The organism is Allobosea sp. Root670 (assembly GCF_001429415.1).
Classification (GTDB): Bacteria; Pseudomonadota; Alphaproteobacteria; order Rhizobiales; family Beijerinckiaceae; genus Allobosea; species Allobosea robiniae.
Window position 1 is genome coordinate 12465 of record NZ_LMJU01000006.1, and the last position, 22332, is coordinate 34796.

25 protein-coding genes are annotated in these 22332 nt (G+C 67.3%); 15 read left to right on the top strand and 10 right to left on the bottom strand.

The genetic code is table 11. From position 1 onward, the window contains the following. The first annotated feature begins 151 nt into the window (after window positions 1-151). Window positions 152-700: a peroxidase-related enzyme gene (locus ASE61_RS08630; RefSeq protein WP_061966491.1), complete on the top strand. Its 549-nt coding sequence runs from the start codon at window positions 152-154 to the stop codon at window positions 698-700. Between the two features lie 347 nt (window positions 701-1047). Then, window positions 1048-1416, top strand: coding sequence for a DUF2794 domain-containing protein (locus ASE61_RS08635; RefSeq protein WP_061966492.1), 369 nt, complete (start codon window positions 1048-1050; stop codon window positions 1414-1416). A 20-nt stretch (window positions 1417-1436) separates the two neighbouring features. On the opposite strand, the gene ASE61_RS08640 is transcribed toward ASE61_RS08635, so the two are convergent. The 4 genes from ASE61_RS08640 to ASE61_RS08655 all read right to left on the bottom strand — a co-directional run bounded on the left by ASE61_RS08640 (window position 1437) and on the right by ASE61_RS08655 (window position 6372). Next, entirely contained in the window at window positions 1437-1973 is a 537-nt protein-coding gene (locus ASE61_RS08640) for a GNAT family N-acetyltransferase (RefSeq protein WP_061966493.1), read from the bottom strand. 107 nt (window positions 1974-2080) lie between these two features. Continuing rightward, entirely contained in the window at window positions 2081-2863 is a 783-nt protein-coding gene (locus ASE61_RS08645; RefSeq protein ID WP_061966494.1) for a Bax inhibitor-1/YccA family protein, read from the bottom strand. Window positions 2864-3082: 219 nt separating this feature from the next. Then, the gene (locus ASE61_RS08650; RefSeq protein ID WP_061966495.1) at window positions 3083-5668 is read right to left on the bottom strand and encodes an ABC transporter permease; all 2586 of its coding nucleotides are present in this window, start codon (window positions 5666-5668) and stop codon (window positions 3083-3085) included. A gap of 2 nt (window positions 5669-5670) precedes the next feature. Continuing rightward, window positions 5671-6372 (bottom strand): ABC transporter ATP-binding protein, encoded by a 702-nt coding sequence (locus ASE61_RS08655; protein WP_061966496.1) that lies wholly within the window; start codon window positions 6370-6372, stop codon window positions 5671-5673. A 180-nt stretch (window positions 6373-6552) separates the two neighbouring features. Between ASE61_RS08655 and ASE61_RS08660 the strand changes: the two genes are divergently transcribed. From ASE61_RS08660 to ASE61_RS08675, 4 genes are all read left to right on the top strand, one after another. Then, entirely contained in the window at window positions 6553-7161 is a 609-nt protein-coding gene (locus ASE61_RS08660) for an arylesterase (RefSeq protein ID WP_156407027.1), read from the top strand. Between the two features lie 80 nt (window positions 7162-7241). Next, the gene (locus ASE61_RS08665) at window positions 7242-8297 is read left to right on the top strand and encodes an aldo/keto reductase (protein ID WP_061966497.1); all 1056 of its coding nucleotides are present in this window, start codon (window positions 7242-7244) and stop codon (window positions 8295-8297) included. Window positions 8298-8519: 222 nt separating this feature from the next. After that, a complete protein-coding gene (gene thpR, locus ASE61_RS08670) occupies window positions 8520-9092 on the top strand; it encodes an RNA 2',3'-cyclic phosphodiesterase (RefSeq protein ID WP_061966498.1) in 573 nt (190 codons plus the stop codon). Then, window positions 9089-9385, top strand: a complete 297-nt coding sequence (locus tag ASE61_RS08675; RefSeq protein ID WP_061966499.1) for a 4a-hydroxytetrahydrobiopterin dehydratase — start codon at window positions 9089-9091, stop codon at window positions 9383-9385. Before thpR ends, ASE61_RS08675 begins: the two co-directional genes overlap by 4 nt. An 8-nt stretch (window positions 9386-9393) precedes the next feature. Here ASE61_RS08675 and ASE61_RS08680 read toward each other — a convergent pair whose 3' ends face one another. The 3 genes from ASE61_RS08680 to ASE61_RS08690 all read right to left on the bottom strand — a co-directional run bounded on the left by ASE61_RS08680 (window position 9394) and on the right by ASE61_RS08690 (window position 12038). After that, window positions 9394-10539 (bottom strand): GNAT family N-acetyltransferase, encoded by a 1146-nt coding sequence (locus ASE61_RS08680; protein WP_162260085.1) that lies wholly within the window; start codon window positions 10537-10539, stop codon window positions 9394-9396. A gap of 14 nt (window positions 10540-10553) precedes the next feature. Further along, the gene (locus ASE61_RS08685) at window positions 10554-11189 is read right to left on the bottom strand and encodes a DUF6875 domain-containing protein (RefSeq protein WP_061966501.1); all 636 of its coding nucleotides are present in this window, start codon (window positions 11187-11189) and stop codon (window positions 10554-10556) included. Window positions 11190-11288: 99 nt separating this feature from the next. Beyond that, a complete protein-coding gene (locus tag ASE61_RS08690) occupies window positions 11289-12038 on the bottom strand; it encodes an RluA family pseudouridine synthase (RefSeq protein ID WP_061966502.1) in 750 nt (249 codons plus the stop codon). A 70-nt stretch (window positions 12039-12108) separates the two neighbouring features. Between ASE61_RS08690 and ftsY the strand changes: the two genes are divergently transcribed. From ftsY to ASE61_RS08710, 4 genes are all read left to right on the top strand, one after another. Continuing rightward, window positions 12109-13377: a signal recognition particle-docking protein FtsY gene (gene ftsY / locus ASE61_RS08695; RefSeq protein ID WP_061966503.1), complete on the top strand. Its 1269-nt coding sequence runs from the start codon at window positions 12109-12111 to the stop codon at window positions 13375-13377. Further along, the gene (locus ASE61_RS08700; RefSeq protein ID WP_061966504.1) at window positions 13374-14012 is read left to right on the top strand and encodes a septation protein A; all 639 of its coding nucleotides are present in this window, start codon (window positions 13374-13376) and stop codon (window positions 14010-14012) included. Before ftsY ends, ASE61_RS08700 begins: the two co-directional genes overlap by 4 nt. A 69-nt stretch (window positions 14013-14081) precedes the next feature. Then, window positions 14082-14495, top strand: coding sequence for an MbcA/ParS/Xre antitoxin family protein (locus ASE61_RS08705; RefSeq protein WP_061966505.1), 414 nt, complete (start codon window positions 14082-14084; stop codon window positions 14493-14495). Next, window positions 14492-15205, top strand: coding sequence for an RES family NAD+ phosphorylase (locus tag ASE61_RS08710; protein ID WP_061966506.1), 714 nt, complete (start codon window positions 14492-14494; stop codon window positions 15203-15205). Before ASE61_RS08705 ends, ASE61_RS08710 begins: the two co-directional genes overlap by 4 nt. Before the next feature lie 3 nt (window positions 15206-15208). Here ASE61_RS08710 and ASE61_RS08715 read toward each other — a convergent pair whose 3' ends face one another. After that, on the bottom strand, window positions 15209-15994 hold the full coding sequence (locus ASE61_RS08715; RefSeq protein ID WP_061966507.1) for an SDR family NAD(P)-dependent oxidoreductase: 786 nt from the start codon (window positions 15992-15994) through the stop codon (window positions 15209-15211). A 178-nt stretch (window positions 15995-16172) separates the two neighbouring features. Between ASE61_RS08715 and ASE61_RS08720 the strand changes: the two genes are divergently transcribed. Continuing rightward, window positions 16173-16547: a YkvA family protein gene (locus tag ASE61_RS08720; RefSeq protein ID WP_061966508.1), complete on the top strand. Its 375-nt coding sequence runs from the start codon at window positions 16173-16175 to the stop codon at window positions 16545-16547. A 7-nt stretch (window positions 16548-16554) separates the two neighbouring features. Here the strand turns inward: ASE61_RS08720 and ASE61_RS08725 are convergent, their stop codons facing one another. Next, window positions 16555-17529 (bottom strand): NADPH:quinone oxidoreductase family protein, encoded by a 975-nt coding sequence (locus ASE61_RS08725; RefSeq protein WP_061966509.1) that lies wholly within the window; start codon window positions 17527-17529, stop codon window positions 16555-16557. A 183-nt stretch (window positions 17530-17712) separates the two neighbouring features. Between ASE61_RS08725 and ASE61_RS08730 the strand changes: the two genes are divergently transcribed. The 4 genes from ASE61_RS08730 (at window position 17713) to ASE61_RS08745 (ending at window position 20557) form a co-directional block, all read left to right on the top strand. After that, window positions 17713-18309 (top strand): hypothetical protein, encoded by a 597-nt coding sequence (locus ASE61_RS08730; RefSeq protein ID WP_061966510.1) that lies wholly within the window; start codon window positions 17713-17715, stop codon window positions 18307-18309. A gap of 13 nt (window positions 18310-18322) precedes the next feature. Next, entirely contained in the window at window positions 18323-18745 is a 423-nt protein-coding gene (locus ASE61_RS08735; RefSeq protein WP_061966511.1) for a GFA family protein, read from the top strand. A 102-nt stretch (window positions 18746-18847) separates the two neighbouring features. After that, window positions 18848-20074 carry a 23S rRNA (adenine(2503)-C(2))-methyltransferase RlmN gene (gene rlmN / locus ASE61_RS08740; protein WP_061966545.1) on the top strand — a complete coding sequence of 409 codons (1227 nt, stop codon included), beginning with the start codon at window positions 18848-18850 and terminating at the stop codon, window positions 20072-20074. 3 nt (window positions 20075-20077) lie between these two features. Next, window positions 20078-20557 (top strand): hypothetical protein, encoded by a 480-nt coding sequence (locus tag ASE61_RS08745; RefSeq protein WP_061966512.1) that lies wholly within the window; start codon window positions 20078-20080, stop codon window positions 20555-20557. 6 nt (window positions 20558-20563) lie between these two features. On the opposite strand, the gene ggt is transcribed toward ASE61_RS08745, so the two are convergent. Beyond that, a complete protein-coding gene (gene ggt / locus ASE61_RS08750; RefSeq protein ID WP_061966513.1) occupies window positions 20564-22300 on the bottom strand; it encodes a gamma-glutamyltransferase in 1737 nt (578 codons plus the stop codon). Between the last annotated feature and the right edge of the window lie 32 nt (window positions 22301-22332).

Genomic DNA, 22332 nt, shown 5'->3' on the forward strand with positions numbered 1-22332 from the left:
TGACATAGGCTGCGGAGCCTTTCAACTTGCCGTGCCTGAAAAAGCGGCAAACTGACGCTCCCCCGACTCGACAGGACACACCATGGCAACAAAGCATGACAAACCCAAGGTGGGAGAAGAGCCGGCGCGCCAGGATTCGCCCCCGAGCGTGATGGCTCTGGATCTGAAGCCCGGTGCGCTCTCGGCCGAGAACCAGGCCTATTTCGCGAAATGCCAGGAGAAGCTCGGTTTCGTGCCGAACGTGCTGACCTCCTATGCGCATGACGATGCCAAGCTCACGGCCTTCGCCGCCTTCTACAACGACCTGATGCTGGCGCCTTCCGGCCTGTCGAAGCTGGAGCGGGAGATGATCGCGGTGGCGGTCTCCAGCGTGAACCGTTGCTATTATTGCCTCACCGCCCACGGTGCGGCGGTGCGCCAGCTCTCGGGCGATCCCGTGCTGGGCGAATTGCTGGTGATGAACTACCGGGCAGCGGATCTCTCGGTGCGGCACCGCGCCATGCTCGATTTCTCGGTCAAGCTGACGGAAACCCCGCATCTCGTCGGGGAAGAGGATCGCGAAGGCCTGCGCAAGGCGGGTTTCAACGCGCGCGATATCTGGGATATCGGCGCCGTCGCGTCCTTCTACAACATGTCGAACCGGATGGCCTCGGCGGTCGATATGCGGCCCAACGCCGAGTATCACCGGCAGGTGCGGTGAGCCGGGTTCCGGCGCGCCGGCCGCGAGCATTGCCACAAAAGAAAAACGGCCGGCGCAATGCCAGCCGCTAGTTGGCCCCGACTCGGTGGCCCGGCTCCGCCCGAACTCCGGGGGGCTGGGGGGCTGACAAACCGGTGATCAGCGAAACCGGGCCGTCGAGGCAACGAGGAGAGTTGAACGGCGCAACTTGGCGCTCGCTTGACGCGTTCGCGGCGAAAATGGGGCAATCGCCGTGAGGGCTCGACTCGCGCGCGAATGTGATTGCTGCGCCGGCATCCCTTGCCAGCGCAGGACTGTGGGCGCATCATCCCGGAATGATTTGGTGAGGCCCCGGACAGGGAGGCGCCATGAGCGAAAGCGAAACGCCGCAATCGCAAGCCGCCGGTGCGGTCGTCAATTTCCCGGTGCCGGCGCGCCCGGCGCCCGTGACCTTCGACCGGCGCGAACTCAGCGAATTGCTCAACCTCTATGGCCGCATGGTCGCGGCCGGCGAATGGCGCGACTACGCCATCGATTTCCTGAAGGACAAGGCACAGTTCTCGGTGTTCCGGCGCTCGTCGGAGATGCCGCTCTACCGGATCGTCAAGGATCCGGCGCTGGCGCGGCGGCAGGGCGCCTATTCGGTTGTCGCGGCGACCGGGCTGATCCTGAAGCGCGGCTCGGAACTCTCGCGCGTGCTCAAGGTGCTCGACAACAAGCTCAGCGTGGTGAGCTGACAGGCCTGCCCGCGCCGGGTTCAGATGCCCGGCGGCGTGCGGCCGCCCTCGCCCAGTTCCTTCTGCATCAGCATCTGGTCGAGCCAGCGGCCGTGCTTGAAGCCGACCTTCTCGGCAACGCCGATCAGGCGAAAGCCGGCGCGCTCATGCAGGCGGCGCGAGCCGATCGAGGCGCCGGTGCCGTCCCCGATCACCGCGATCATCTGGCGGAAGCCGCGCGCGGCGCAGGCCTGCATCAGGGCGTCGAGCAGCAGGCTGCCGATGCCAAGCCCCTGCGCCGTCGGTGCAACATAGATCGAGTTCTCGACGGTGGCGCGATAGGCCGGTCGCGGCCGGTAGGCGCCGGCATAGGCATAGCCGAGGATGGCACCCTCCCGCTCCGCGACGAGATAGGGGTAGCCGCCGGCCAGGATCGCCTCGTAGCGCCGCTGCATCTCGGCCTCGCCCGGCGGCTCCAGCTCCCAGGAGGCGGTGCCGTGCAGCACCGCGTGGGTGTAGATCGCGGCGATGGCGGGGATGTCGGCCGTTGCGGCCGGGCGGATCGAAGGCGGCGTCATGCCCAAAGCATGAGCAATCTGCGTGCCAGAAGGGAAGGCCCGCCCAAAGAAAAAGCCCCGGCCGTGGGGCCGGGGCTCGTGCACTCCCGTTCAGGAGCCTGTCATTCTCACTCGCGGTTGCCGATCAGCGCGAGCAGGAACTGGAACATGTTGATGAAGTTCAGGTAGAGCGACAGCGCGCCGTTCACCGAGAGCTTCGCAGCTTCCTCCGGGCCGAGCTCGGAGTAGAGATACATCTCCTTCAGGCGCTGGGTGTCCCAGGCGGTCAGGCCGGCGAAGATGCCGACGCCGACCAGCGAGATGACGAAGCCCAGAGCGCCCGAGGCCAGGAAGATGTTCACGATCGAGGCCAGGATCAGGCCGATCAGGCCCATGACCAGGAACGAGCCCATGCCGGAGAGCGACTTCGAGGTGGTGTAGCCGTAGAGGCTGAGGCCACCGAAGGCCGCCGCGGTGATGAAGAAGACCTGCACCACCGACGCGCCGGTGTAGCGGATCAGGATCGTCGAGAGCGAGACGCCCATCACCGCTGCGAAGGCGAAGAACATCGTCCGGGCGGACGAGGCCGACATCTTGTCGGCGCGGAACGAGAAGAAGAAGATGAAGGCCAGCGGCGCCAGCGCGACCACCCACATCAACGGCGTGCCATAAAGCAGCTGGCCGAAGGAGGTGAGGTAGGTGTTGCCGATCTTGGCGACGGCGTTGGCCTGATCGGTCACGGCCATCTTGTTGATGCCCAGCGCGAACAGCGCCGAGATCGCAAGGCCGATCACCATGTTGTTGTAGACGCCGAGCATGAACGAGCGCAGGCCCTGATCCATCTCGACGGCGCTGGTCTGCTGTGCGCGGCCGGCACCCCAGACTGGAGCATTGCGGTCGAAGTTGCTCATTAAGCGAGTTTCCCCTGACGGTGTTTCGGACGACGGCAAGCGCGCAGGCGCCAGCCGTCCTCGCGATCGATCGTCGCGATGACGGGAATATGAGGGGCTTTCGCTTTCCTTACAAGACCCCGCCATGGTTAAGGCCCGGCGGGTAATAGAAGTTCGGTGCCGCACTCATGCAGAATTACAGGATTTTAATGTCTATCGAGGCCCGGCCTCAGATAGTCATCATAAATTTCTGAGATGAGAAGCCGGCGCTTTCGTCAGTATTTTTATCGTACCGACCAGACCGAACAGGACGGTAACCCCGACAGCGGCAGTCGCAGAGAGTATTGCACCGGTCGGGTCACTGACGAATTCGATTCGCATCACTTGCGTGACGATGCCCCAGCCCGCCGCAGTACCCGCGACAACGCCGAAGACGGCCGCGACGAGGCCGATGGCGGCGTATTCAAGGGCGTACGACGAAAGTATGAAGCGGCGGGTAGCGCCCAGCGTTTTCAGGATCATCGCGTCATAGAGCCGCGCCCGCTGTCCGGCGGCGAGTGCGCCACCCAGAACCAGCAGGCTGGCGGCAATGGCGAGGCCGGAGGCGCCGCGGATCGCCATGGCGAGCTGAGCGACGATGGTGTTGACCGCTTCGAGCGCGTCCTTGACCCGCACCGCCGTCACCGCCGGGAAGTCGAGCGCGAGGCGGCGCATCAGCACGGCATCGGTCGCGCCCTTGCCGTCGGGGCTCGACGCGACGGTGGCGAGATTGGTGTGCGGTGCGCCCGCGAAGGTGTTGGGCGAGAACACCATGACGAAATTGATGCCGAAGGAGCGCCAGTCGACCGTGCGGAAATTGGCGACGCGGGCGGTGATGTTGCGGCCGAGCACGTTGACGGTGAGCTTGTCGCCGATCTTCAGGCCGATGCCGGCAGCGTTCTGGGCGTCGAAGGAGACCAATGGCTCCCCGCGATAATCGGCCGGCCACCATTCGCCGGCGGAGACGCGCGAGCCTTCCGGAAGGGTGGCGGCATAGGTGATGCCGCGGTCGCCATCGAGCACCCAGGCGGATTGCTCGCTCGCCTTGATATCCTCGGCGCGGGTCTCGTTCACGGAGACGATGCGGCCGCGCATCATCGGCACGCGCTCGGTCTTCGCTCCCGGCCGTTCCGCCGCGAGGAAGGCGTCGAAGCGCTCGGAATCGCGGCTGGGCACGTCGAGGAAGAAGAAGCTCGGCGCCTTGTCGGGCAGGGCACCGGTGAGCTGCCGGGTCAGGCTGACATCGATGAAGGACAGCGCCGAGAGCAGCGCGACGCCGAGGCCGAGCGAGAGCACGAGCGCGGGCGTCAGAGCGCCCGGCCGGTGGCTGTTGGCGAGGGCCATGCGGAGCGCCGGGCGGCGCGGCCGCGGGATGCGGCGGGCGATTGCCATCAGGCCGAACGAGACGGCGCGCAGCAGCAGGAAGACGCCGAACATCACACCGATATAGATCAGCGCGATCCGGCGATCATAGGCGAAGCCGATGGCGACGCCGGCGAGGCCTGCGAGCGCGAGCCCGCAAAGCAGGAGGTAGATCGCGCGGGGGCGGCGCGGATCGGGCTCGACCTTGTCGCGGAACAGGGCCGAGACGGAAATGTCATGGGCGCGGCCGAGCGGGATGATCGCGAAGACGAAGGCGGTCAGCAGGCCGTACAGCGCGGCGATGGCGAGCTCGCCCGGCGCCAGCGTCGGCTCGAACGGCACCGGCAGGATGCTCTGGACGACGGCGCCGAGGCCGAAGGGCGCGGCGGCGCCGAGCACAAGGCCGATCGCTGTGCCGATCGCGGCGACGAGCATGACCTCGGTGAGGTGGATCGCGACGACGCGTCCGCCGGTGGCTCCGACGGCCTTCATCGTGGCGAAATCGAGCTTCTTGGCCTCGACGAAGCGGCGCACCGCATTGGCGACACCGACGCCGCCGACCAGCAGGGCCGTGAGGCCGACCAGCGTCAGGAACTGGGTGAAGCGCTCGAGATTGCGCTGGAAGCTCGGCGCGGCATTGGCGCGGGAGCGGATTTCCCAGCCGGCGTCGCGCTGCTGCGCGCCGGTATCGGCGATCAGCTTCTCAAGGTCGGCGTCGCTTGTCGCGGCTTGCGGGAGCTGGAGGCGATAGGTCCAGCGGATCAGGCTGCCGGGCTGGATCAGGCCGGTCGCCTTCAGCGCCTCCTGCGACATCAGGAGGCGTGGGCCGAAGCCGACGCCGGCCGCGATCTTGTCGGGCTCGGAAACGAGATTGGCACGCAGCTGGATTTTCGCGCCGCCGACCGTGACGATGTCGCCAGGCTTGAGGTCGAGCCGTCCAAACAGGACGGGATCGGCGACCGCGCCGTAGACGCCGTCGCGCTGGTCGAGCAGGCCGGACAGCGGCGTCTGTGGGTCGGTCTCGACCGTACCGATGCTGGGATAGGCGGCGTCGACCGCCTTGATCTCGACGAGAGCCGCGCCCTTCTCGCCTGCATTGGCCATGCCGCGCATGGTGGCGATGCTGGAAACGGTGCCGCGCGCAGTCAGGAAAGCGAGTTCGGGCGGCGTCGCCTCGCGGTGGATCAGGCTGAAGGCGGCATCGCCGCCGAGGATGCGACGGCCTTCGCGGGCGAGGCCCTCAGTCAGGCCGCGCGAGGCGGATGCGACGGCAGCGATGGTCATGACGCCGAGCGCAAGGCAGGCGATGAAGATGCCGAAGCCGCGCAGGCCAGCGCGCAGGTCGCGGATAGCGAGGCGCAGGACGAGGCCGATGCCTGGGGTTCGATAGGCCGGGCTTTGCGGCGGCTTGACGGGAGCGTGCATCGTCAGGCGACCACCGTCTCGGGCTCGGCCTCGATCACGCCGGAACGCAGACGGACCGTGCGCTCGCAAAGCGCGGCGAGTGAGAGATCGTGGGTGACGAGCACCAGCGTCGCGCCGCGCTCGCGCTTCAGGGCAAAGATCAGGTCGACGATCGCACGGCCGGTCGATTCGTCGAGATTGCCGGTGGGCTCATCGGCGACGAGGATCGCCGGGTCAGGCGCGACGGCACGTGCGATCGCGACGCGCTGCTGCTCGCCGCCGGACAATTGGGCTGGATAATGGTCCATGCGATGGCCCAGACCCACATTGCGCAGTTCCGCTTCGGCGCGGGAGAAGGCGTCCGTATGGCCGGCGAGCTCCAGCGGCAGGGCGACATTTTCGCGCGCCGTCATCGTCGGGACGAGATGGAACGACTGGAAGACGATGCCGATATGCCGGCCGCGGAAGATCGCGAGCCCGTCCTCGTCGAGGGCGCCGAGATCCTGGCCGGCGACCTTGACGAGGCCGGAATCGGGGCGCTCCAGACCGGCCATGGTCATCAGCAGCGTCGACTTGCCGGAGCCGGAGGGGCCGACGAGGCCGGTCGCCTCACCATCCGCCAGTGACACCGAGACGCCCTTGAGGATATGGACGCGGGCGGCGCCGCGCCCCAAACTCAGGTGGACATCCTGCAACTCGATTGCCGAAGCGGCCTTCTCGCTCATCACGCCATGATCCTGATTTCACGACCCATCGCCATCCCCGTTCGCACGGAATCGCGCCCCGAACGGGGCAGGTTCTCGGCACGGTACGGTCTGCGGCCATATGGGCTCAGCTTCGCGCTTGTCCAATCGGCTGCGACGTTTTTGGTCGCGTTCCTGCTGCTTTTCATCGGGTCTCCTGACATGGCCGGCGCGCAGACTCCTCCCTCCAACGCGAGCGCGGCGCGATCGCTGAAGCTCGTCGCCTTCGGCGATTCGCTGTCGGCGGGGTACAACCTGCCGGGCAGCGCAGCCTTCCCCACCGTTCTGGAGCAGGCGTTGCGCCAGAAGGGTCTCGCTGTCGAAATCGTGAACGCCGGCGTCTCCGGCGACACGACGCAGGGCGGGCTCGAACGGCTCGACTGGTCGGTGCCCGACGGCACCGACGGCGTCATCCTCGAACTCGGCGCCAACGATGCCTTGCGCGGCATCGACCCTGCGCTCACCCGGAAAAACCTCGAGGCGATGATCGTGCGCCTGACCGAGCGGAAGATCCCGGTGCTGCTCGCCGGCATGTATGCGCCGCGCAATCTCGGCGAAGATTATGCGAAACGCTTCGATGCGATCTATCCCGAGCTTGCGAAGACGCACGGGCTGGTGCTTTACCCGTTCTTCCTGGAAGGCATCGCGGGAGACCGCGCTTTGAACCAGGCGGATGGGCTGCATCCCACGGCCGAGGGCGTCGCCGTCATCGTCCGGACCATCCTGCCGACGGTCGAGCGTTTCATCGCCAGCCTGCCGCCCAGGTCCTGATCCGCCCGCGGGTTCTCCGCGCGGCGTATTTCCGTTTCCGCATCGCCGCCCGCCGGCCCCGCTCCCGGAGTTGCTTCGCCATGGAATACCGCCGCCTTGGACGCACCGATCTCAAGGTCTCGGTGATCTGCCTGGGAACCATGACCTGGGGAGAGCAGAACACCGAGGCCGAAGGCCATGCCCAGATGGACTATGCCGTCGAGCAGGGCGTCAATTTCTTCGACACCGCCGAGCTGTACTCGATCCCGCCGAAGCCGGAGACGCAAGGCTCGACCGAGCGGATCGTCGGCAGCTGGTTCAAGGCGCGCGGCAAGCGCGACAAGATCATCCTGGCGTCGAAGATCTGCGGACGCGGCGGCAATACCTGGTTCCGCGACGACAAGAGCCCGACGCGGGTGACGCGCAAGCAGATCTTCGAAGCGGTCGACAAGAGCCTGCAGCGGCTGCAGACGGATTATATCGACCTCTACCAGATCCATTTCCCGGAGCGGCCGATGCCCTGGGGCTCGAATCCGACGCGATTCTCCAAGGCAGCCTTCGAGCAGCCGGCCGACGAAACGCCGATCGCCGAGCAGCTCGATGCCTTCGCGGAGGTGATCAAGGCCGGCAAGATCCGCCATCTCGGCCTCTCCAACGAGAGCGCCTGGGGCACGATGCGCTTCGTTGGCGATTCGGAAATCCGGGGCACGCCGCGGGTGCAGTCCATCCAGAACGCCTACAGCCTGCTCAACCGCACCTTCGAGACGGCGCTCGCCGAAGTGGCGCTGCGCGAGGATGTCGGCCTGCTCGCCTATTCGCCGCTGGCGCAGGGCTTTCTCACCGGCAAATATCTCGACGGCGCCCGTCCGGCGGGAACCCGCACGACGCTGTTCGACCGCGGCCAGCGCTACCAGACGGCCGGAGCGGAGGAGGCGATCAAGCGCTATATCGCGCTCGCCCGCGAAGCCGGGCTCGACCCGGCGCAGATGGCGCTCGCCTTCGTCAACAGCCGTTCCTTCGTGACCGCCAACATCATCGGCGCGACCTCGATGGAGCAGCTCAGGACCGACATCGCCTCGATCGACGTGACGCTCTCGCCGGAGGTTGAGGCAAAGATCGACGCGATCCATCAGCTCGTCGGCAATCCCTGCCCGTAGGTTTCGTTTCCAGTCCACACACGGTCATCCCGAGCGACCGAAGGGAGGCCCGGGATCCATTCCGGAACGGTTCCGGCATGGATCCCGGATCGGCGCCGCTATCGCGGCTTGTCCGGGATGACCGCGCGGGAGTGGGGATGAGGGCGCAAAAACAATTCCCCTAAGCCGGCTTCCTGCTCTACCGTCTCGCCAGAGTCACAATCACTTGGCAGGGATTCGCTCATGCCGAGGCTGTTCATCGCTCTGGAAATCCCCGCCGAAGTCGCGACCGGCCTGACATTGCATCGCGGCGGATTGTCGGGTGCGCGCTGGATCGAGCCGGCCGATTATCACATCACCCTGCGCTTCCTGGGCGATGTCGACCGGCGCATGGCGAATGATGTCGACTACATGCTCTCCGATCTCACGGCCTATCCCTTCGAGGTCACGCTCGATGCGCTCGGCAGCTTCGGCGGCGACAAGCCGCGCGCGCTGTTCGCGCGGGTGCAGCCGAGCAAGGCGCTGAGCGACCTCCAGGGCGATCTCGAGCGGCAGATGCGCCGCCTCGGCCTGCCGGCGGAGGCGCGCAAGTTCGTGCCCCATGTCACGCTGGCACGGCTGCGCGACACCTCGCCCGGCGAGGTCGCGCATCATCTCGGCCAGCACCCGATCGTCAGGCCCTTCGTCTTCACCGCGCGCCGGGTGGCGCTGATGTCATCGCGCGATTCGATCGGCGGCGGGCCCTATGTGCTGGAGGCGGCCTATCCGCTCGGTCCGTCCTACCCGAATCGCCTGCCGCGGGAGATGCGCCGATGACGCGGCCGAAACGATTGAGCCCCGAGGCGCAGGCCGAAGCGCTGGCGACCTTGACCGGCTGGAAGCTGGTGCAGGGGCGCGAGGCCATTGCCAAGCGCTTCGTCTTCCGCGATTTCAGCGAGGCTTTCGGCTGGATGACGCGCGTCGCGCTGCTGGCCGAGGCGATGAACCATCATCCGGAATGGGCGAATGTCTACCGGACCGTGGATATCACGCTCGCAACCCATGATGCCGGCGGCCTGACCGAGCTCGACGTCAAGCTGGCCCGCGCCATCGACGCGATCTCGGATTAGGTCGCTGCCTAGCTGCCTTGCCGCGGTGCGGGCATGACATGGCGCGAGAGGCCTGCCGGCAGGCGCTTCACCACGCTCTTCAACATCGGTCGCCAGTGCTGGATGCCGAAATGGCAGGCCAGCCGCCCCTTCAATGATAGCGGCCGGAGCCGGTCGCTGATCGCGACGCAGCCATCGGCGTGTTCGCGCTTGTAGGGCTCGGCCGGAGCCAGGAGGTCGAAGACCGTGCTGCCACGGGCGCGGGCGCCGGCGAAGCTGTGGTGGATCAGGATCTTGCCGATGCCGTCGTGCTCATGATCCGGATCGGTCGCGAGGACATGGGCGAAGCTGTGGCCCTTGCAGTCGAAGGAGAGGTCGATGCCGATCGGCGCGCCATCGCTGAGGATGCACATGATCTGCAGCGTGGCCTCGCCGGAGGCGTCCTCGGCCAGGTCGGTGAAGAATGCGCCGAAGCGGGAATCGTTGATGACCGGCGCGACGATGCCGCGCCGTGCCAGGGTCGCCCGCTTCATCGCGATCGCCGTAGCCGCGAGCCGGGCCGCGTGGGGGCCCGGTGGCGGCATGGCGTAGGCGAGCGGGCCGCGTTCCTCCAGGCGGCGCAGGCGCCGGCGGTGGTTCGAGCGTTCCCGTGCGGTATAGGCGAGACTTGGGCCGGATTCGCCGACGCGGCGGGTGAGGTCCGCGAAGGGCGCCTCCTGCCGGTCGCCATGGGCCGCGCCATCGAGCAGGCGGCTCAGCGCAAGGTGCGAATCGGCGCGCAGCTTGCGGGCTTCGAAGAGATCGGCGCGCAGGGTTTGGATGAAGGCCCAGCCGGCTTTCAGCAGGGCGTCCTCGCCATCGCCGACGAGCACGTCGCCGAACTGGGCGACCGGCACGCCCATGACGCGCAAGGTGTCGAGACCGTAGCGCCTCTGGCGGATCAGCGGCCAGACCATCACCAGTTCACCGGCCCGGCGGGCTATGACGATGCTGAGCCGGGTATCGGGGCTGAGGTAATGCGTCGCCCAATGGCGCAGGAAGACATGGCTCTGGAAGAGCTGCGATGGCGCAGCCGAGCGTTCGAACAGTGCTTCCCAATCGCGGCGCAGCGCCAGGAAGCCCGCGACATCCTCGACCAGATCGAGCGTCACGGCGTCGTCCGGCCGGGTGGCCAAGGGCAACGCCGCGTTCATGGCCCCGTGCGCAGATGCGCGATGAGGCGTTTCGCGCCCGCCAAGCGGAAGCGGGTGAGATAGGGCAGCATCAGGAGCGGATGGCGCGCCGCGAAGGGCGCGTCCTGCTCGACCATATGGCGGACGGCGACGACGGGGAAGGGCGCGCGCAAGGGGCGGAACTGCGGGTTCCACAGGCCCGGCGCCTCCGAGTCCGGGTGCATCAGGCCGATCATGCGGAAGCGGCGCAGGGATGCGAATTTCAGCCGCTTCTGGACCCGTTGCAGCATCGCCGTGCCGGCTGCATCGGCGCAGCCGGGGAAGCCGAGGATCACGGTGCGGAAATGCTGGAGGGTCGCTTGCGCGGGAATCGCGTCGAGATCGGCGAAGCTGCGGTTCACGGCCGCGAAGGCTGCATTCTCATCGGTTGCCGTCGCGGTGGAGACGCCGAGGCGCACCATGTCGAGCTTCGCAGCCTGGCGGGTGAAGGGGCAGACCGCGCCTGTCCGGCCGAGATCGGCATGGCTGCTCATCAGGTAAGTCTCGACCCAGCCGACGAGTACGGCCAGCGGCGGTGCGGCGCCGTCCGCGCAGCGGGCGCGGGCTTCGGGCAAGGTCAGGAGCTGCGGATCGGCGCTGGCGCTATCGGTCATGGCTGCATGACGGGAGAAGGTGCAGCCGTGGCATAGCAGCTCCGGATTAGCGAAGGATTGATCGCTGCCGGCATGTCGCCAGCGCTGCGTTGACGCGTTCTAAACCCTGTTCCAGCCGCAAGCCGTGAGCGCCGCCAGCATATGCGGCGGCGGCGGCGCCTCGACCGTGATCGGATCGCGCTTCTTGTAGAGTGGCACGGTGATCGCGCGGGCATGAAGCTGGAGGCCCGGCCCGCCTTCGCGCGGGGCATCGCCATAAATCTCGTCGCCGAGCATCGGCCAGCCCGAGGCCTGGCAATGGACGCGCAACTGGTGCGTGCGGCCGGTCAGAGGCTCCAGAGCCAGCCAGGCGAGTGGGCCATGCTCGCTCTCGCCCCGGCCGAGCACGCGATAGCGGGTCTGCGAGGGCAGGCCGGCGGGATCGACCTTCATCCACCAGCCGCGCTCGGGCGAGCGCTTGGCGAGCGGAAGGTCGATCAATCCTTCGTCCTGCGGAGGGTTGCCCTGCACGACCGCCCAATAGGTCTTGTCGATGCGCCCGTCGCGAAACATCTGGTTGAGCTCGGCCATGGCGCGGGGATGGCGGCCGAGCACGAGGCAGCCGGAGGTGTCCTTGTCGAGCCGATGCGCGGCTTCCGGCTTGCGTGGCAGGCCGAAGCGCAGGGCATCGAGATAATCGGTCAGGACCGGGATGACGCGGCGCTTGGCCTGCGGGCCGCGATGCGAGGGCAGGCCGGCAGGCTTGTCGATGACGAGCATCATGGCGTCGCGATAGAGCAGCGGCACCGGCAGCTCGTCGTCGATCTGTCCGGGTGATTGCGAATTTTCTGGTCGGTCCGGCGCTGCCATGGCATTGCGCTACCCAACCCGGCCCGGCGGCGCAACCAAAGATGCCCGCCGAACCGAAGACAGGACGACGATGAGCGAGACCGAACCGAAGAAACGCGGCTTCTTTTCGAGGCTGTTCGGACGCGACGAGGAAGCGGCCACACCGGCGCCCGCGCCCGAGACGGCGACCGAGCAGGTTGTCGAGACGGTTGAGGAGCTGAAGCCGGAAGTCGAAGAGATCGCTCCTGCCCCGGCTGTCGAGACGGAAGCGGTCGTCGTCGAGGCGGTGACCCCTGAACCGGTTGCGCCGCCTGCTCCGGTTGAGGAGGCTGCACCTCCGGCGGAGCCCGAGCCGGAACCTGTCGTTGCCGTCGCTCCGCAGCCCGAGCCGATCGTTGCTCCCGAGCCCGCTCCCGTCCCTGCGCCGCAGCCGAAGCGGAGCTGGTGGCGGCGATTGACCGAGGGGCTGTCGCGGACCTCCTCGGCACTGACGACGGGGATTACCGAGCTCTTCACCAAGCGAAAGCTCGATGCCGGCACGCTGGAGGACCTGGAAGACATCCTGATCCAGGCCGATCTCGGCCTTGCGACCTCAGCCAAGATCGCCAAAGCGGTCGGCGACGGGCGCTACGACAAGCAGATCGAGCCGTCCGAGGTGAAGGCGATCCTGGCGCGCGAGGTCGAGACGATCCTCCTGCCCGTCGCCCAGCCCCTGGTGATCGACGCCACGAAAAAGCCGTTCGTGCTGCTGATGGTCGGGGTCAATGGCTCCGGCAAGACCACGACGATCGGCAAGCTCGCCGCGAAATTCCGCACTGAGGGCAAATCCGTGATGCTCGCGGCCGGCGACACCTTCCGCGCCGCGGCGATCGAGCAGTTGCGGGTCTGGGGCGAGCGCACCGGGGCCGAGGTCGTCTACGGCCAGCAGGGTGCCGATGCCTCGGGCCTCGCCTTCGAGGCGCTGCAGAAGGCCAAGGCCAATGGCACCGATGTGCTGCTGATCGACACCGCCGGCCGTTTGCAGAACAAGCAAGGGCTGATGGACGAGCTCGCCAAGGTCGTGCGCGTCATTCGCAAGCAGGACCCGAACGCCCCGCATGCGGCCCTGCTCGTGCTCGACGCCACCGTCGGCCAGAACGCGATTTCACAGGTCGAGGCCTTCCGCGAGACGGCGGGCGTGACCGGGCTGGTCATGACCAAGCTCGACGGCACGGCGCGCGGCGGCATCCTGGTGGCGCTGGCGGCGCAGTTCGGCCTGCCCGTGCATTTCATCGGCGTCGGCGAAAGCGTCGATGACCTGGAGCCGTTCTCGGCGCGCGATTTCGCGCGGGCCGTGGCGGGATTGGGAGAAGCGGCGTGAGCGAAACGACTCAGCAGGTTCCAGTCGAGGCGGCGGGTAAGGGCAAGGCGGTCAACCCGTTGCTCAAGCTGGCGCTGGAATTCGGACCGCTGGCGATCTTCTTCTTCGCCAATTCCTACGGTGACCGGCTGTTCCACGTGGCTGAGGACCGGCGCATCTTCGTCGCGACCGGCATCTTCATCGCCGCTTCGCTTGTGGCGCTGGTGCTGTCGCGGGTGCTGATGGGCTATCTGCCGCGCATGGCGATCGTGAACGCGATCGTCGTCACCGTCTTCGGCGGTTTGACGCTGGCGCTGGACGACGCCTTCTTCATCAAGGTCAAGCCGACCATCGTCAACGCGCTGTTCGGCTCGGTGCTGCTCGGCGGGCTGTTCTTCGGGCGCTCGCTGCTTTCGCTGGTGCTCGAGACGGTGCTGCAGCTCGATGCCGAGGGCTGGCGCAAGCTGACCTTCCGCTGGGGCGTGTTCTTCTTTGTGCTGGCGGCCATCAACGAGGTGGTCTGGCGCACCCAGACCCAGGATTTTTGGGTCGCCTTCAAGGTCTGGGGCGTGATGCCGCTGACCATGATCTTCGCCCTGGCGCAGACGCCGTTGATTCTGAAGCACGAGCTCAAGCCGGCGAAGACCGAGGAATAGCCGGATTTCTGGCGGCTCTTGCCAATTGGCAATATTATCTCCATTTTATGCCAAATGGAGAGTAATGCCATGACTGGCCTGCTGCGCATCGAGACGGCCCAGCGCGATTTCGTCCCCGATCCGATCACGGATGACGAGGCGGCGGCGATGTTCCGCGCCGCAGTCAACCTGTTCAGGCTCTGGCGGATCACCGACGAGGAAGCGGCGGTCCTGATCGACCTGCCGGTCAGGAGCTATCGGCGCTGGAAAGCCGGCGAGATCGGCCGGATTTCGCGCGACGGCAAGGCTAGGCTCTCGAACCTGATGGGCATCCACAAGGCGCTGCGCCTGATCTTCGCCGAGCCGCAGCGCGGCTATGACTGGATCAAGCGGGCCAATGCCGATTTCGGCGGCAAATCGGCTGTTGATGTCATGCTCGGCGGCGAACTGACCGACCTGATGCGGGTGCGCCGCCTGCTCGATGCCGAGCGGGGCGCCTGGTGATCGATCCGGCGAGCCTGCCGATCGCGGAGATCGAATGGCGCGGGGCGGTCCGGATCATCCGCAGCATCTTCCCGCCGATCGACCTGTTCGAGGATATCGCCGACCCCGCCGACTGGCCGCTGCTGATCGCGGCCGAGCAGAAGACCAATCCGCGCCTGATGGAGACCATCGGCAATCTCGATCTGGTGCCGGCCGAGCGGCGCGTCTCCGGGCCGGGCGCGAGCTGGCTGATGGCGCCCTTCACCCATGTCAGCCCGGACCGGCCGAGCCGTTTCAGCGATGGCAGCTTCGGCGTGCTCTATGTCGGCGACCGCTTCGAGGTGGCGCTGCTGGAGACGATCCACCACCATGCCCGCTTCATGCTGGCGACGACGCAACCCTCGGGCTGGACCTCGCAATTCCGCGAGATCGTGCTTGAGGTCGACGCGGAGCTTCACGATATCAGGCCGCTCGAGGCCGAAGCCGCTGCGGTGCTCGATCCCGCCGACTATACCGCGAGCCAGGCGCTCGGCATCGCTCTGCGGGCGATCGGCTCGGCCGGCATCGTCTATCCCAGCGTGCGCTGCCCCGGCGGCGAATGCGCCGGGTTGTTCTATCCCGACGGGGCGGGCCACCCGGTACAGGGGCGGCATCTCGACTATCATTGGAACGGCGAGCGGGTGGACCTCTACCGGGACCGCAGCGCCGGCGAGGTTTTCCGGATCGTCTGAAGCCTATTTCGGTGCCAGCCGGATCGCGCCGTCCAGGCGGATCGCGGTGCCGTTCAGCATGTCGTTCTCGATGATGCTGCGGGCGAGCGCCGCATATTCCGCCGGGCGGCCGAGGCGCGAGGGATGCGGCACGGAGACCGCGAGCGAGGCCTTGGCGTCGTCGGGCAGGCCGGCGAACATCGGGGTTTCGAACAGGCCGGGCATGATCGTGACGATGCGGATGCCGACGCCGGCGAGATCGCGCGCGACCGGCAGCGTCAGGCCGACAACGCCGGCCTTGGAGGCGCCGTAGGCGGCCTGGCCGATCTGGCCGTCCTCGGCCGCGACCGAAGCTGTGCAGATGATGACGCCGCGGCCGCCATCGGCCGTGACCGGATCGAGCCCGGCCAGCGCGACCGCCGATTTGGCGATGATCCGGAAGGTGCCGGTCAGATTGATCGCGACCGCCTTCTCGAAGGTTGCGAGGTCATGCGCGATCAGTTCGCCGGTGTCGCGCTTCTTCGAGACGACGCGGCGGCCGGGCGCGATGCCGGCGCAGTTGACGATGATGCGGGCGACGCCATGGGCGGCGCGGGCCTTGGCGAGCGCCTCGTCGACCGAAGCCTCGCTGGTGACGTCGCAATGGGCGAAGACGCCGCCGATCTCCTTGGCGATCGCTTCGCCGCGCTCGGCGTTGAGGTCGAGCAGCGCGACCTTGACGCCCTCGCTCGCCAGCATGCGCGCGGTCGCCTCGCCGAGGCCGGAGGCGCCGCCGGTGACGACGGCAGCAAGGGAGGAGTCGAGTTTCATGGCGCGTTTCCCGTCAATCGTGTTCTGAAGACGGTTTAGAGGGCGTTTCGTGCCGCTCCAAGCGGGTTTTACGGGTGGCCTCTTGTGCAGGATTGCGGCGGGGCCATCTTTCGACATGGCGGCTCACGAGGGAGCGCGCGATGATGAGCGTCATCGGACGCAAAGGAGCGAGACAGGGATGAGCGAGGGGTTCAGCGCAAGCTTCAGCCGCGAGGAGATCGAGGCGATCCGCAAGAGCCTGCGCGACGAGGCGAAGTTCGGGTCCGATTTCATGGCCCGGCTGAAGCGCGTCGCGAAGCGCATTCCGTTTGCCGGGGATCTGCTGGCGGCGTGGTTCTGCGCGCGCGATCCGGCGACGCCGCGACGCGTGCGGATGACGCTGCTCGCCGCGCTCGGCTATTTCGTGCTGCCGGTCGATGCCATTCCCGACATCATGCCGCTGCTCGGCTTCACCGATGACGCAGCGGTGATCGCGGCTGCCATCGCGGCCGTCGCCGGCTCGATCACACCCGAGCATCGCGAGCGGGCGAAGCAGGCGCTGGCGGAGTTCTGAGGCTCCGTCACAGCGTCAGCACGATCTTGCCCTTCGCCTTGCGGTCGGCGATCAGCGCATAGGCCTCGGTCCAGCGTTCGAGCGGGATCCTGGCATGGACATGGGCGCGGATATGGCCGTTCGCCGCCCAGTCCAGCAGGCGTTCCATGTTGCGGCGATGGGCGGCCGACTCGCGTGCGACGAACTGCCCCCAGAATACGCCGCGCAGGTCGCAGCCTTTCAGCAAAAGCAGGTTGAGCGGAATCTTCGGGATCTCGCCACCGGCGAAGCCGACGACGAGATAGCGCCCTTCCCAGGCCATCGAACGCAGGGCCGGCTCGGCCAGCTCGCCACCGACGGTGTCGTAGAGCACGTCGACGCCGCGGCCTTCGGTGATCCTCTTCAACTCGGCGCGGATGTCGCCCTGCGCATAGTCGATCTCCTCCTGCGCGCCGTGCTCGCGGGCGAGCGCAAGCTTGTCGGGCGACGAGGCGCAGGCGATGACATGGGCGCCGAGCAAAGCGCCGATCTCGACCGCGGCGAGCCCCGCTCCACCGGAAGCACCGAGAACGGCGAGCCGCTCGCCGGGCTTGAGGCCGGCGCGCTGGATCAGGCCGTGCATCGCGGTGCCATAGGTGACAAAAAGGCCGGCCGCCTGCGCATCGTCGAGCCGCTCGGGAATGCGGATGATCTGATCGGCGGAGACCGCGACCTTTTCGCGTGCAGCGCCGTAGCCGAGCCAGGCGGCGACGCGTTCGCCAATTTGCCAGCCGGTCACGCCTTCGCCGACGGCGGCGATGGTGCCGGCGCATTCGGCCGCTGGCGAGAAGGGGAAGGCCGGCCTGGTCTGGTAGCGGCCCTGGATGATCAGCGTGTCGAAGAAGTTGAGGGCGGCGGCCTTCACGGCGACGACGACCTCGCCGGGGCCTGGTTCCGGATCGGGCAGATCGCGGATCGCCAGGCCTTCGGCGGGGCCGTGATGTTCGCAAAGCAGGGCTTTCATCGTCGATCCGCCATTCGCCGTTACCGGTCCCGATTCTGGCATGACTGCAAGCGGCACGGAACCGGCCTGCCGCCATTCGTATTTTCGCCAGGATCGTGACACTCTATGCCGCCGTCCGCGCGATCCGCCCGATCAACAGGTGGTAAACGCGGTATTAAGATTTTTAGTGACTGATGGCGGTCCATGATCAGCTCGTTCCTCCGCATCCGCGACGCCGCTCCTTCCCGCTCCGCCCTCGCGCTCTGCCTGATGGCTGGCGTCTTCGGCGCTGCCGCCCTTCCGGCGCAGGCCGCGCCTGCCAAACCGAAGCCTGCCGCTGCTGCGGCCAGCTCGGGCCAGGGCCAGGCCATGCTGCTCGAGACCGCGGGCAAATGGCAGGCGTTCTCGTCCCAGCAGGGACGCTCCAAGGTCTGCTACGCCCTGTCCAAGGCCGAGGCCCGCATGCCTGCCAATCTCAAGGATGTCGAAGGCCTGCTTTTCGTTTCGAGCCGGCCGGGCGAGGGCGTGCGCAACGAGATCAGCTTCGTCATGAATTTCGACCTCAAGGAAGGGGTCGAGCATCAAGCGATCATCGGCAGCGAGCGCTTCGCGCTGGTCGCCAAGGGCCAGAACATGTGGCTGAAGAATCCGGCCGAGGAGCCGCGCATGCTCGATGCGCTGCGCCGCGGCGCCGGGCTCGAGGTCAAGGGCACCTCCAAGCGCGGCAACCCGACCAGCGACAAATATTCGCTCGCCGGCATCAGCCAGATCGTGAAGCGGGCCGAGGACGCCTGCAAGTAAGGCGTTTCCGGCTGTGACCCCGGGTGAAACCGCATTGGAGCGCCGGCTGAAGGGCCGCTGCTATTGCGGGCAGGCTCGATTCGAGGTTGCAGATGCCTTCCGCTACGCCGCCAATTGCCATTGCGCGCAATGCCGGCGCACGACCGGATCGGCCTTCAAGCCCTTCGCCGGCATCGAGCGTGCCAAGCTCGCTGTCACAGCTGGCGCCGATGCCCTGCTGATCGTCGGGGAAGCCGACAATCACAACGCGCATTGCAGCCGCTGCGGCTCGCTGCTGTTTTCGGTGGTTCGCGACGGGGCTTATGTCCATGTCGCCCTGGGCACGCTCGACGATGCGCCGGGTATTCGCCCCGACCATCACATCTTCGTCGGTTCGAAGGCGCCCTGGTACGAGATCACCGACGACCTCCCGCAATTCGAGGGGCATGCGCATTAGGCGGATACCGCCTTCGAATCGCGCAATTTCCGATTTTCTGCGATTTGTGCTAGGGAGCCGCGAAATCCCGCGCCTTCCCCGATGGGCGACGACAGAGCTCCGATGACCGCATCCGTTCCCGCTACCGCCGCTCCGGCGGCCGAACCCGTTTTGCGACGCCCCTCGCTGGTCGGGCGCACCCGCGCCGGCCTGACCGAGGCGCTGGCCGAGATCGGCGTGCCCGAGAAGGAGCGGCGCATGCGCGTCGGCCAGCTCTGGAACTGGATCTACCATTACGGCGTACGCGACTTCGACGCGATGACGACGATCGGCAAGGGTCTGCGCAGCGAACTCGCCGCGCATTTCTCGCTCGATCTGCCGAGCGTCACGGCCGAGCAGGTCTCGACCGACGGCACCCGCAAATGGCTGATGCGCATGCCCTCGACCGGCCCGCATGACCGCGGCGCCGAGATCGAATGCGTCTATATCCCGGAGGTCGATCGCGGCACGCTCTGCGTCTCCAGCCAGGTCGGCTGCACGCTGACCTGCACCTTCTGCCATACCGGCACGCAACGCCTGGTGCGCAACCTCACCACCGAGGAGATCGTCGCGCAGGTGATGGTGGCGCGCGACCGTCTCGGCGATTTCCCGAACCGGAAAGCACCGGACGGCGCCTTCGTGCCGAATGATGGCGGGCGCTTCGTCTCGAACATCGTCTTCATGGGCATGGGCGAGCCGCTCTATAATTTCGACGGCGTGCGCGACGCGATCGGTGTGATCACCGACGATCAGGGCCTGTCGATCGGGCGCCGGCGCATCACCGTCTCGACCTCGGGCGTGGTGCCGCAGATCGGCCCGCTCGGCGAGGAGATGGGCACGATGCTGGCGATCTCGCTGCATGCGGTGCGCGACGACCTGCGCAACGAGCTGGTGCCGCTCAACAAGAAATACCCGATCAAGGACCTGCTCGAGGCCTGCCGGAATTATCCCGGCCTGTCGAACGCGAAGCGGATCACCTTCGAGTACGTCATGCTCAAGGGCGTGAACGATTCCGACGCCGAGGCGCGTGAGCTCGTCCGCCTGCTCAAGGGCATTCCGGCCAAGATCAACCTGATCCCGTTCAATCCCTGGCCCGGCACGAAATACGAGTGCTCCGACTGGGACCGGATCGAACGCTTCTCCGAGATCGTCTTCCGCGCCGGCTATGCCTCGCCGGTGCGCACGCCGCGCGGGCGCGACATCCTCGCCGCCTGCGGCCAGCTCAAGAGCGAGACCGAGAAGCTCTCCGCCCGCGCCCGATTGATGCTGGACGAGGCGCAGGCCGACGCGCCGGCCGTGGCGGCGGAATAAGCCTTGCTGCGCTGGATTGTTCTGATTCCGTTCGCCTGCCTCGTTGCAATGGGGGCAGGCGTGTTCTTCCTGGGCGTGGCGAGCTTCGCTTCGCCGGCCGTGGCGATGCTGATCGGCGGCGGTATCGAGCGGCTCGTCGACATCCTGTTCGGGCTCGCCGAAAGCGGCGTCGATCCGGCGCCGGCCGCGCAGGCGGCCTTCGCCCTGATCGCCCGGCTGGGGCTTGCGATCATCGTCGCGCCGGTCGTGCTGGTCGCCGTCGGTTCGGAACTGTTTCGCCTGCGCAGCGGCCTGCTCCAGAGCGGCTTTACCGGCCTGCTCGCCGCGCTGCTGCCGTTTGCCATGCTCAGGCTGTCGCGCGCACCGAGCACGGCCGAGATCCAGATCATCTCCGGGCTCTTCCTGGTCGGTGCGGCGACGGGCTTCGTCTACTGGCTGATCGCCGGGCGTGGCGCTGGTGGCGAGCGCCCGGCGCAAGCCTAGCTCTGCTCAATCCCCGATCGCGACGCCTTCGCGGCGGCCATCGGCACCGCCCAGAAAACCTTCCGGCGTCTTGACGATGGCCTGCGTGCCCGAGGTCATCTCCAGCAGGCGAACCTCGTGGCCCTTTGCTTCGAGTGCGGCCTTCCAGGCTTCCGCTTCGGTGCCCTTCTCCAGCTCTGTCGGGCCGTTGCGGCTGCCGAAATTGCCGAAATCGACGGCTTGCTGCGGATCCATCTTCCAGTCGAGCAGGGCAACCAGCGTTTTTCCGACATAGCCGATGATCTGGCTGCCGCCGGGCGAGCCGACCACGGCATAGAGCCTGCCGAAGGCATCGAAGACCAGCGTCGGCGCCATCGACGAACGCGGGCGTTTGCCGGGCTCGACGCGGTTGGCGACGGGCTTGCCATCCTCCTCCGGCGCGAAATTGAAATCGGTCAATTCGTTGTTGAGCAGGAAGCCGCCCTTGGTCATCAGGCGCGAGCCGAACCCGTCCTCGATTGTGGTGGTCATGGCGACGGCGTTGCCGTCGGCGTCGACGACCGAGATATGGCTGGTGCCGTTCTCGATCCCGTCGGAAGGGGCGAGCAATTGCGCGCGCTTGTTCGGGGGATCGCCGGGCTTGGCGCGCCCCATGGAGCGATCCGGGCTGACGAGACCGGCGCGCGAGCGGATATAGTCGCGGTCGATCAGCCCGCGCACGGGCACGCTGAGGAAGGCGGGGTCGGCGAGATAGAGCGCGCGGTCGGCGAAGGCGAGCCGGCCGGCCTCGCTGAACCAGTGGGCAGCCTCGGCGCCTGGCCCCATGCGGCGCAGGTCCTGCCCTTCGAGGATGCCGAGCATCTGCTGGAGCGCGACGGCGCCAGAACTGGGCGGGCCCATGCCGCAGAGGCGCCAGATCCGGTAGGTACCACAGACGGCCTCGCGTTCCTCGACCTTGTAGCCAGCGAGATCGGCCAGCGTCATGTCGCCGGGATTGGTCGGATGGTCGGTGACCGTCGCGACGATGTCCGCGGCGATCGCCCCCTTGTAGAAGGTCTCCGCACCTTGCGCCGCCACGGCACGCAGCGTCGCGGCGAAGGCGGGATTCTTCAAGACGGTGCCGACCGCCTTGGGCTTTCCGTCCGGCTCGTAGAAATAGGCGGCGGCCAAGGCGTTCTTCGGCAGATCCTTTTCTCCGGCCAGCAGGCCGTTGAGACGCGGCGAGATCGTAAACCCTTCATCCGCCAGCTTCAGCGCGGGTGCGACGACATCGGGCCAAGGCAGCTTGCCCCAGCGGCGATGGGCTTCTTCCAGCAGCTTCAGCGTTCCGGGCACGCCGACCGAGCGGCCACCGACCACGGCCTCGCGGAACGGCATCGGCTTGCCGTCCCTCATGAAGCGATCAGGCTTGGCGGCGGCCGGCGCGGTCTCGCGGCCATCCAGCGTCGTCACCTTGCGGCCGGCCTCGTCCCAATGGACGAAGAAGGCGCCGCCGCCGATGCCGGAGCTCTGCGGCTCGACCAGATTGAGGACGAGCTGGATGGCAATGGCGGCGTCGGTGGCGCTGCCGCCGGCGCGCAGGATGTCGCGCCCGGCCGTCGCGGCCAACGGATTGGCGGCGGCGGCCATGAAGCGCTGGGCCGTTCCCAACGTCTTGACGGTGCGCCCGGTCGCGGCTTCGGGAGCGGGCGCCTGTGGCTGGGCGACGGCGATCTGGGCGGCCAGCAAGGCGGGGGGCAGGGAGAGGAAAAGAGACAGGCGCATGGCGAAGCTCCGGTGAGGAATCGCAGGATAGG

Coding starts and splice junctions, on each gene's coding strand:
- ASE61_RS08690 (WP_061966502.1), bottom strand. CDS start 12,038: ATGGCAGCGCCGGACCGACCAGAAAATTCGCAATCACCCGGACAGATC.
- ASE61_RS08715 (WP_061966507.1), bottom strand. CDS start 15,994: ATGAAACTCGACTCCTCCCTTGCTGCCGTCGTCACCGGCGGCGCCTCC.
- ASE61_RS08645 (WP_061966494.1), bottom strand. CDS start 2,863: ATGAGCAACTTCGACCGCAATGCTCCAGTCTGGGGTGCCGGCCGCGCA.
- ASE61_RS08730 (WP_061966510.1), top strand. CDS start 17,713: ATGATCAGCTCGTTCCTCCGCATCCGCGACGCCGCTCCTTCCCGCTCC.
- ASE61_RS08685 (WP_061966501.1), bottom strand. CDS start 11,189: ATGACCGATAGCGCCAGCGCCGATCCGCAGCTCCTGACCTTGCCCGAA.
- ASE61_RS08675 (WP_061966499.1), top strand. CDS start 9,089: ATGACGCGGCCGAAACGATTGAGCCCCGAGGCGCAGGCCGAAGCGCTG.
- ASE61_RS08720 (WP_061966508.1), top strand. CDS start 16,173: ATGAGCGAGGGGTTCAGCGCAAGCTTCAGCCGCGAGGAGATCGAGGCG.
- rlmN (WP_061966545.1), top strand. CDS start 18,848: ATGACCGCATCCGTTCCCGCTACCGCCGCTCCGGCGGCCGAACCCGTT.
- ggt (WP_061966513.1), bottom strand. CDS start 22,300: ATGCGCCTGTCTCTTTTCCTCTCCCTGCCCCCCGCCTTGCTGGCCGCC.
- ASE61_RS08725 (WP_061966509.1), bottom strand. CDS start 17,529: ATGAAAGCCCTGCTTTGCGAACATCACGGCCCCGCCGAAGGCCTGGCG.
- ASE61_RS08635 (WP_061966492.1), top strand. CDS start 1,048: ATGAGCGAAAGCGAAACGCCGCAATCGCAAGCCGCCGGTGCGGTCGTC.
- ASE61_RS08630 (WP_061966491.1), top strand. CDS start 152: ATGGCTCTGGATCTGAAGCCCGGTGCGCTCTCGGCCGAGAACCAGGCC.
- ASE61_RS08665 (WP_061966497.1), top strand. CDS start 7,242: ATGGAATACCGCCGCCTTGGACGCACCGATCTCAAGGTCTCGGTGATC.
- ASE61_RS08660 (WP_156407027.1), top strand. CDS start 6,553: ATGGCCGGCGCGCAGACTCCTCCCTCCAACGCGAGCGCGGCGCGATCG.
- ASE61_RS08640 (WP_061966493.1), bottom strand. CDS start 1,973: ATGACGCCGCCTTCGATCCGCCCGGCCGCAACGGCCGACATCCCCGCC.
- ftsY (WP_061966503.1), top strand. CDS start 12,109: ATGAGCGAGACCGAACCGAAGAAACGCGGCTTCTTTTCGAGGCTGTTC.
- ASE61_RS08650 (WP_061966495.1), bottom strand. CDS start 5,668: ATGCACGCTCCCGTCAAGCCGCCGCAAAGCCCGGCCTATCGAACCCCA.
- ASE61_RS08655 (WP_061966496.1), bottom strand. CDS start 6,372: ATGAGCGAGAAGGCCGCTTCGGCAATCGAGTTGCAGGATGTCCACCTG.
- thpR (WP_061966498.1), top strand. CDS start 8,520: ATGCCGAGGCTGTTCATCGCTCTGGAAATCCCCGCCGAAGTCGCGACC.
- ASE61_RS08705 (WP_061966505.1), top strand. CDS start 14,082: ATGACTGGCCTGCTGCGCATCGAGACGGCCCAGCGCGATTTCGTCCCC.